Here is a 7824-nt window from a genome sequence, read left to right on the forward strand (position 1 = left end):
AGACTCCGTTACGTTGATCTCTCGGCAAGCGAGGCGAGCGCGGCGCCGAACCCGACGACCGTTCCTTCATCGACGAGCCATTCGCCGAGCACGCCATCGGCCGGTGTGACGACCGGCAAGCAAAGCTCGGCGACCTGCAGGATCGCCACGATGTCGCCCGCGCGCACGCTCGCGCCGGCTTCGACAAGCGCCGTCGCACGGCCGGGATGCGTTCGCAGGAAGCGGCCCGCGTGACAGGCCTTGACTTGCATCGGCGCGGGGCGTTCGAGACTTGCCGTCTCGACCTTCGCGGCAGGCTCACGCGCGGTCGGGTGATCGAGCGTCAGGCGCGCCACGCTGCGCCCTCTCGCGATTTCGATGAAACCCACGCCCGCCGCTTCGAGCCAGCCCGCGATCTGCCTCAGCTCGCCGATATCCAGTTCGTTCTCTCGTGTCATGTCGGAAGCCTGGGCGCGCTGCGATGAAGACCGATCAATTGACGAAGCTTGTTCAGATACCACTGCAGTTCGTCTTCCGCGTCGAGTGCTTCCTGATAGTTCGTCTTCGCAAAGCGGATGGTCGAGCCGATGCGCGCCTGCGCGAGACGCCACAAGTCGGCCTCGATCACGGTGCCGATCTTCGGGTAACCGCCTGTCGGCTGCGCATCGCGCAGTTGAATGATGGGCTGGCCGCTGGGCGGAACCTGAATCACGCCGGGCACGATGCCGTGCGAGCGCATCTCCAGCGGCTGCCGGGACTTGAGCGCCGCGCCCGCGAGCCGGAAGCCATAGCGGTCACTCTGCGGCGTGACCTTCCAGCTTTCGCGCCAGAACGTCTGGACGGATGCGTCGTCGTATGCGTCGTACTCGGCGGCCGGGAGCACGCGCACGACGGTCTCATTCGGACCGGCCGCCGGCGTCGCGGCGCCTTGCAGCAGCGTGCGCGCCGGCGCCGTGACGCCGAAGCCCGCGTAATCGGCCGGCTTAGTATCGGGAGCCGATTGCGCCGCGCGCAGCACGTCGCCCTTTTGCAGCGCTCGCCCGTCGTGTCCGCCGAACTCGCCGCGCAATTGCGTGCTGCGCGATCCCAGCACCACGGGCACGTCCACACCGCCCGCGAGCGACAGGTAGCAACGCGCGCCCGCCGTCGGCACACCGAGCGTGAGCACGTCGCCTTCGCGCGCCTGAAGCGTCCACCACGGCAGCACGGGACGATCGTTGAGACGCGCCGCGCAATCCGCGCCCGTCAGCGCGAACGCGACGTCGGCCGTGAAGCGCACGCGGAACGGGAACATCGGAATCTCGATGCCCGCGGCGCCGCTGTCGTTGCCGAGCAGGAGGTTGCCCACCGCGAGCGCGATGCGGTCCATCGCGCCGGACGTGCCGACGCCATAGCGCAGATAGCCTTCGCGCCCCTGATCCTGAACCGTGGCGAGCGCGGCATTGGAAAGCACTTCGATCATCGGATGATCCTCTCGGCACGGAACCGAATCATGTCGCCCGGCGCGAACAACGCGGGCTCGTCGCGCGTGGGGTCGAAGAACGACATCGACGTGTGCCCGATCGTGTTCCATCCGCTCGGGCCCGTGGACGCCGATACGCCCGTCTGCACCCCGCCGATGGACACCGCACCTCCGGGCAAGCCGAGCACCGGCACCTTGCGGCGCGGCGTGGCGATACGCGGGTCCATGCCGCCGAGATAGCAGTAGCCGGGATGGCTGCCGAGCGCGTAGACCGTGTAGAGCGGCGCGGTATGAAGCGCGACGATCTCATCGACCGACAAGCCCGTGTGCGCCACCACGTCCGCCATATGCGGGCCGAACTCACCGCCGTATTCGACGGCGAGCTCGACGATCTTCCCTTCGAGCTGAAGCTCCTGTCCTTCGGCCCACGCATCGCGCAACGCGGACGTCAGCGCGTCGATGTTGCGCGGCGGGCGGTCGAACGTGAGCATCAGGTTGGATACGCCGGGAACGGCCTCGCGCACCGACGGCCACGTCGCCGCTTTCCGGCTGAGCGCCCAGATGCGCCGCTGCGTGGGCAAGTCGAGATCGCCGGGCGCCTCGAACAGCAAGCCCGACGTGCCGAGCAAGCTGATGCGCGGCGACGGCTCGACTGACTTCATGGGTTCTTCGTTCCTTTCGTCGGCTCGAAGCGTGCGTTCGATCAGCGCGGTCATGCCGTTCTCCTCGCCGCGAGCCAGCGTTCAAGATGGTGAATGTCGACGCCGCCCGCGCGGAAACCGTCGTCGTCGAGAATGGATCGATGCAGCTCCACGTTGGTCCGTATGCCGCCGACACGCATCTCCGCCAGCGCGACGCGCATGCGGTCGAGCGCTTCGTCCCGGCTCGCGCCATGCGTGATGATCTTGGCGATCAGCGAATCGTAATAAGGCGGCACCTGCGCGCCGGCGCTCAGATGCGAATCGACGCGTATGCCGTTGCCGCCAGGAATCTCCCACATCGACACATGCCCCGGGCTCGGCACGAACGTGAACGGGTCCTCGGCGTTGATGCGGCACTCGAGCGCGTGGCCTTGCGTCGCGATGTCGGCCTGTCGGGCGTCGAGCGCATGCCCCTGGGCAATGCGTATCTGTTCGCGAACGATGTCGATGCCCGATGTCATCTCCGTCACCGGATGCTCGACCTGCAAGCGCGTATTCATTTCGATGAAGTAGAACTGTCCGTTTTCGAAGAGAAACTCGAAGGTGCCCGCTCCGCGATAGCCGATCTGCCTGCAAGCCTGAACGCAACGCTCGCCCACTTGCCGGATCAGCTCGGGATCGATGCCCGGCGCGGGCGCCTCCTCCAGCAGCTTCTGATGGCGGCGTTGCAGCGAGCAATCCCGCGAGCCGAGCCAGAGCGCGTTGCCGTGCGTATCGCACAGCACCTGAATCTCCACATGACGCGGATGCTCGAGGAACTTCTCGATATAGAGCTCGGGCTTGCCGAACGCGCGGCGCGCTTCCTCGCGCGTGACGGCCACCGCATCGAGCAGCTCGTTCGCCGCTTTCACTACTCGCATGCCGCGACCGCCGCCGCCGCCCGCCGCCTTGACGATCACGGGATAGCCGATTTCCCCGGCGATGGCGAGCGTGCTCGCGGCATCGTCCGGCAAGCCGCCGTCAGGGCCCGGCACGCACGGGACACCGGCCGCGCGCATCGCACGCTTGGCCGCGACCTTGTCGCCCATGATGCGGATCGACTCCGGCTGCGGCCCGATGAAGCTCATGCCGGCGGCTTCGACCTGTTCCGCGAAATCCGCGTTCTCCGAGAGAAAGCCGTAGCCCGGATGAATGGCTTGCGCGCCGCTCACGTGCGCCGCGAGCAGAATCGCCGAGCGGTTGAGATAGCTGAGCCCGGGCGCGGCCGGACCGATGCACAACGCTTCGTCGGCGAGGCGCACGTAGCGTGCATCGGCGTCGGCTTCCGAATGGATCGCCACGGTCTTCAGGCCGAGCTCGCGGCACGCGCGCTGGATGCGAAGCGCGATCTCGCCCCGGTTTGCAATCAGGACTTTTTCAAACATGATCGTTCTGCCGGCGTGGCGCGATGCGAAAGAGCGGCTGCCCGGATTGCACTTCATCGCCCGCGGCGACGAGCACTTCGACGAGCGTGCCCGCGCAATCGGATTCGATCGCGTTGAACATCTTCATGGCTTCGATCGCGCACAGCACCTGGCCTTCGGCGATGGTGTCGCCCAGGCGCGCGAACGGGGGATCGGCGGGCGCGGGCGTCAGGTGGACCACGCCGAACATCGGCGCGTGCAGCGTGTGAGATTCAGGTTGCGAGGGTTGCGGCTTCTCGCTTTGCCCGCTCGTTTCAGGCGCTTCAGCGCGCTCGGGCCGTTCCGCTTCCTGTGCGGCCTCCTCGGCGCGCACTTTCGCGCCAAGCGTCTTGACGAGCCTGACGCGGTCCTCTCCTTCGATCAGTTCAATTTCGGCGAGCGGCGACTGCGCAAGCAGGTCGATCAACGCCTTTATTCGCTGCAAATCCATGTCGAGTCCGTGGCGCATTAATCCGGACGGCACGCTGTCTCCGTCGTGCCGCGATCGCGGCCGCGTCATCGAACGGGGCGGCGATCCGCAATGGACTCAATGTATCCGGCAAGAAAATTTCGCGCCAAGATTGTTTGGCTTTGCCGTGATAAGGCGCGCTTATGTATCCGACGAAACCTCCGGCGTGGCGTCGAGCGTATCGGCGGCCAGTTCGAGCAGGATGTCCTTGACGGCAGTGGCCGGCTCGGAAAGCGGCAGATGGTCGGAGAGGCACAGCGACAGCGGAATCTTGATGACCGGCGACACGATCCTGCATTGCACGCTCTCACCCGCGCCCGCCACGACGCGTGCCGTCGACGCCGGCAGAATGGTCGCGCCGACGCCCGCGTTGACCGCCGCGGCGAGCGTCGTGGCCGACTCGATCTCGGCGACGACCTTGGGGATCATCTGCACGCGGGCAAAGCCCTCGTCGACGTATTTCCTCAGATAGTTGTAGGGTCTCGGCAGCAGCAAGGGCACGCCGGCCAGCTCCGACACCGCGATCTGCCCGGGCGCGATGCCCATGCTGGCGGGCGCCACGAGGAACATTTCCTCGTTCATGAGAAGCTGGAATGACAGGCCGTGCACGGGCTTGTCGCCGTAGAGCACGGCCATGTCCATGCGGCCGTTCATGATCAGCTCGCTCAGGGTCGTGCCGAAATTCTCGTTGATGTACAGCACGATCTCCGGATGCCGCGAACGCACCGCGCGTAAAAGCGGCAACGACAGCGCGGACGCGCCCGTGCCCGGCGCGAGTCCCACGGAAACGTGGCCCGACAGCGTCTGCCCCGCGCTCTTGACATCGGCCTGCGCCTGCTCGAACTGCCGCAGGATCAGCTGCGCATGCCGATACAGCGTGGAGCCGGCCTCGGTCGGCGTGACGCCGCGCTTCGTGCGCACGAGCAATTGCTGGCCGAACTCTTCCTCGAGCGTGATGAGTTGCTGGCTGAGCGCGGGTTGAGCGATGTGCAGCACTTCGGAAGCCTGCGTCAGGCTGCCGATATCCACCGCCTTCACAAAGTACTTGAGTCGCCGCAGGTTCACGATTGCCGCCTTGTCTGTCGTTCGATCATGAAATCATAGGAGAAGCCCCGGCGTGCGGACAGCCCAAAAAATACCGATGTCCTTCACGATGGCCGTACGCGCTGTCATAAGCGGACGCTATTACACCAGCTTAAAGATGTCTTGGCGCGAATAATTTCATGCGCTTACCTTTAGGCCTCGACAAAGAGGCCTAGAGGAGCCAAACGTGAGCACTTCCCGCATTGCCGGCCGCATTCGGCGCATCAAGCCATCGCCCAGCAGCGCAGCCGCCGAGCGCGCGGCAGCGTTGCGCCGCGAGGGAAAGAAGATCGTCAATCTGGTGGTCGGCGAGCCGGACTTCGATACGCCGGAGCACATCCGGCGCGCCGCATTCGAAGCGATGGAGCGCGGCGAAACGCGTTATACCGCGACAGCGGGCACGCCCGCGTTGCGCACGGCAATCGCTCAGAAGCTTGCGCGCGAGAACGGCCTGGACTTCGATCCCGCGCAGATCATCGTGACCTGCGGCGCGAAGCACGCGATCTTCAATGCACTGGCCGTCACCGTCGATAGCGGCGATGAAGTGCTGATTCCCGCGCCCTACTGGGTCTCCTATCCGGACATGGCGCTTGCGTGCGACGGCACGCCCGTGATTCTGCCGTGCCCGGAAGAACAAGACTTCAAGCTCACCGCGCAAACGCTCGCCGCGCACATCACCCCGAAGTCGCGCTGGCTGATGCTCAATTCACCGACGAATCCGACGGGCGCGACCTACTCGCCCGAGGAACTGCGCGCATTGGCTGACGTGCTCATCGAGCATCCGCGCATCCTCATCCTGACCGACGACATCTACGAGCACATCCGTTACGACGGGCGCAACGTGCGGCATCTGCTGAGTGTCGAGCCCGCGCTGCAATCGCGCGTGGTCGTGGTGAACGGCGTCTCGAAGACCTATGCGATGACGGGATGGCGCATCGGTTATGCCGCAGGTCCCGCCGACATCATCGCCGCGATGGATACGCTGCAGTCGCAGTCCACCAGCAACGCGAGCTCCGTGGGCCAGGCCGCCGCACTGGCGGCGCTCACCGGCGATCAATCGTTCGTCGCCGAGTGCGTGCAGGTCTACGAGCGGCGCCGCAATCGCGCGGTCGAGCTGCTCAATCAGATTCCCGGCCTGAGCTGCAAGGCGCCGGGCGGCGCGTTCTATCTCTTCGTCAACTGTGCCGGATTGATCGGACGCAAGACGCCTACGGGGCAAACGCTCGAAAACGATTCGGACGTCGTGCTGTATTTCCTCGAAACGGCGGGCGTCGCGCTCATCGCCGGGTCGGCCTACGGCACGCCGAACTACTTCCGGGCGTCGATCGCAACGAGCATCGAGATCATCGACGAAGGCTGCGACAAGTTGCGCCGCGCGGTCGGCGAACTGAGATAAGCAGCAACGCTTGCGACAACGAGAAGGCGAGCGCGCCGTGAGAGCGCGCCGCCAGCCGTGAGATTTCGCTTCAAACAAACTCAATCCGTCACGACAAAGGGAAGAAGATGAAGAAGTCTTGCTTGGCTATCCTAACGGCCGCATGCGGCATCGGTTCGGCTCACGCGCAGTCATCGGTCACGCTGTACGGCATCATCGATGCGGCCGTGCGCTTCGATACGCACGCCAATAGCAAGGGCGACCATCTGTTCACGATGGGCAGCGGCGGCGAGCTATCGGGCAGCCGTTGGGGCCTGCAAGGCACGGAAGACCTGGGCGGAGGGATGAAGGCGTTCTTCCAGCTGGAAGCGGGATTCACGCCGAACACCGGCGTATCGCAGCAGTCGACGCCGAACGGCACGGCGCGCCTCTTCGGCCGCACGGCGATGGTGGGTCTGTCATCGCCTTACGGCACGGTCACGCTGGGCAGGCAATACACGCTCGTGCACGAGATGGGTTATACGCACGACATCTACGCGTTTTCGAATTACACCGGCACCACGGGATTTCAGGGCGCGGGCCTGACGGGCGGCGGACGCCTCGACAACACCGTGCGGTACACGTCGCCGAACCTGTACGGCTTCACGTTGCGCGGCGCCTACACGTTCGGTCAGGTGGCGGGCAACGTTCACCAGAACTCCTCGCCCGCCGTGAGCCTCACGTATGATCGCGGGCCCTTGAGCGTGGGCGCGGCCTATCAGATCATCAACAACATCGGCGGTCTCACGCCCGCGACGACGGCCTACGGCAGCACGTACTTCGGCATCACGATTCCCGACAGCGCGCAGAAGGTCTTCACGATCGGCGCGACATACGCGATCGGCAACGCGAAGATCTACGGCTCGTACATCTACAGCCACGTCTATCCCGCCGACTATCGCAACGATTCGTTCTCGGTTGCATTGGGCTACTACATCACGCCGGCCCTCGTGCTCGACCTGCCGCTGTATGTCGACTTCGTGCATCACGGCGGATCGAGCGGAACGCGCATCACCGGCGGTCCGACCATCGACTACCTGCTCAGCAAGCGTACCGACGTGTATGCGGGCATCGACTATAACCATCTGACAGGCGCCTGGACCACGCTCGCCGCCTTGCCGAATTCGAATCAGCCGTTCTATGGCAGCAACTCCGTGTTCGAAGCCACGATCGGCATTCGCCACAGGTTCTGATTCCACCCACGATGAAACGAACACGATGCAGCGATATCCACGTCAGCAGGAGATTTCATGATAGTCGGAGTGCCTGCTGAAACGCGGGCGAACGAGGCGCGCGTCGCCGCCACGCCCGAGACCGTCAAGAAGCTCGTCACG

General features: G+C 65.1%; 8 protein-coding genes. 2 read left to right on the forward strand and 6 right to left on the reverse strand.

What is annotated here, in order from left to right; translation table 11 throughout:
- Window positions 1-8 precede the first annotated feature (8 nt).
- From AWB83_RS26480 to nac, 6 genes are all read right to left on the reverse strand, one after another.
- Window positions 9-437 (reverse strand): acetyl-CoA carboxylase biotin carboxyl carrier protein, encoded by a 429-nt coding sequence (locus tag AWB83_RS26480; RefSeq protein ID WP_087048576.1) that lies wholly within the window; start codon window positions 435-437, stop codon window positions 9-11.
- Entirely contained in the window at window positions 434-1441 is a 1008-nt protein-coding gene (locus AWB83_RS26485) for a 5-oxoprolinase subunit C family protein (RefSeq protein ID WP_087048577.1), read from the reverse strand. Before AWB83_RS26485 ends, AWB83_RS26480 begins: the two co-directional genes overlap by 4 nt.
- Complete coding sequence (pxpB, locus tag AWB83_RS26490; protein ID WP_087048598.1) at window positions 1438-2103, reverse strand: 5-oxoprolinase subunit PxpB; 666 nt, start codon at window positions 2101-2103, stop codon at window positions 1438-1440. The genes AWB83_RS26485 and pxpB overlap by 4 nt, the downstream gene beginning before the upstream one ends.
- A gap of 50 nt (window positions 2104-2153) precedes the next feature.
- The gene (gene accC, locus AWB83_RS26495; protein WP_087048578.1) at window positions 2154-3506 is read right to left on the reverse strand and encodes an acetyl-CoA carboxylase biotin carboxylase subunit; all 1353 of its coding nucleotides are present in this window, start codon (window positions 3504-3506) and stop codon (window positions 2154-2156) included.
- Window positions 3499-4008 (reverse strand): acetyl-CoA carboxylase biotin carboxyl carrier protein, encoded by a 510-nt coding sequence (locus AWB83_RS26500; RefSeq protein WP_159463081.1) that lies wholly within the window; start codon window positions 4006-4008, stop codon window positions 3499-3501. The genes accC and AWB83_RS26500 overlap by 8 nt, the downstream gene beginning before the upstream one ends.
- Window positions 4009-4134: 126 nt before the next feature.
- Window positions 4135-5058: a nitrogen assimilation transcriptional regulator NAC gene (gene nac, locus AWB83_RS26505; protein WP_087048580.1), complete on the reverse strand. Its 924-nt coding sequence runs from the start codon at window positions 5056-5058 to the stop codon at window positions 4135-4137.
- 205 nt (window positions 5059-5263) lie between these two features.
- On the opposite strand from nac, the gene AWB83_RS26510 reads away from it, so the two are divergent.
- Together AWB83_RS26510 and AWB83_RS26515 are read left to right on the forward strand one after the other, a co-directional pair.
- A complete protein-coding gene (locus tag AWB83_RS26510; protein WP_087048581.1) occupies window positions 5264-6472 on the forward strand; it encodes an aspartate transaminase in 1209 nt (402 codons plus the stop codon).
- A 107-nt stretch (window positions 6473-6579) separates the two neighbouring features.
- Window positions 6580-7683: a porin gene (locus AWB83_RS26515; protein ID WP_087048582.1), complete on the forward strand. Its 1104-nt coding sequence runs from the start codon at window positions 6580-6582 to the stop codon at window positions 7681-7683.
- The last annotated feature ends 141 nt before the right edge of the window (window positions 7684-7824 follow it).

The sequence above is a fragment of the Caballeronia ptereochthonis genome, from assembly GCF_001545075.1.
Classification (GTDB): Bacteria; Pseudomonadota; Gammaproteobacteria; order Burkholderiales; family Burkholderiaceae; genus Caballeronia; species Caballeronia ptereochthonis.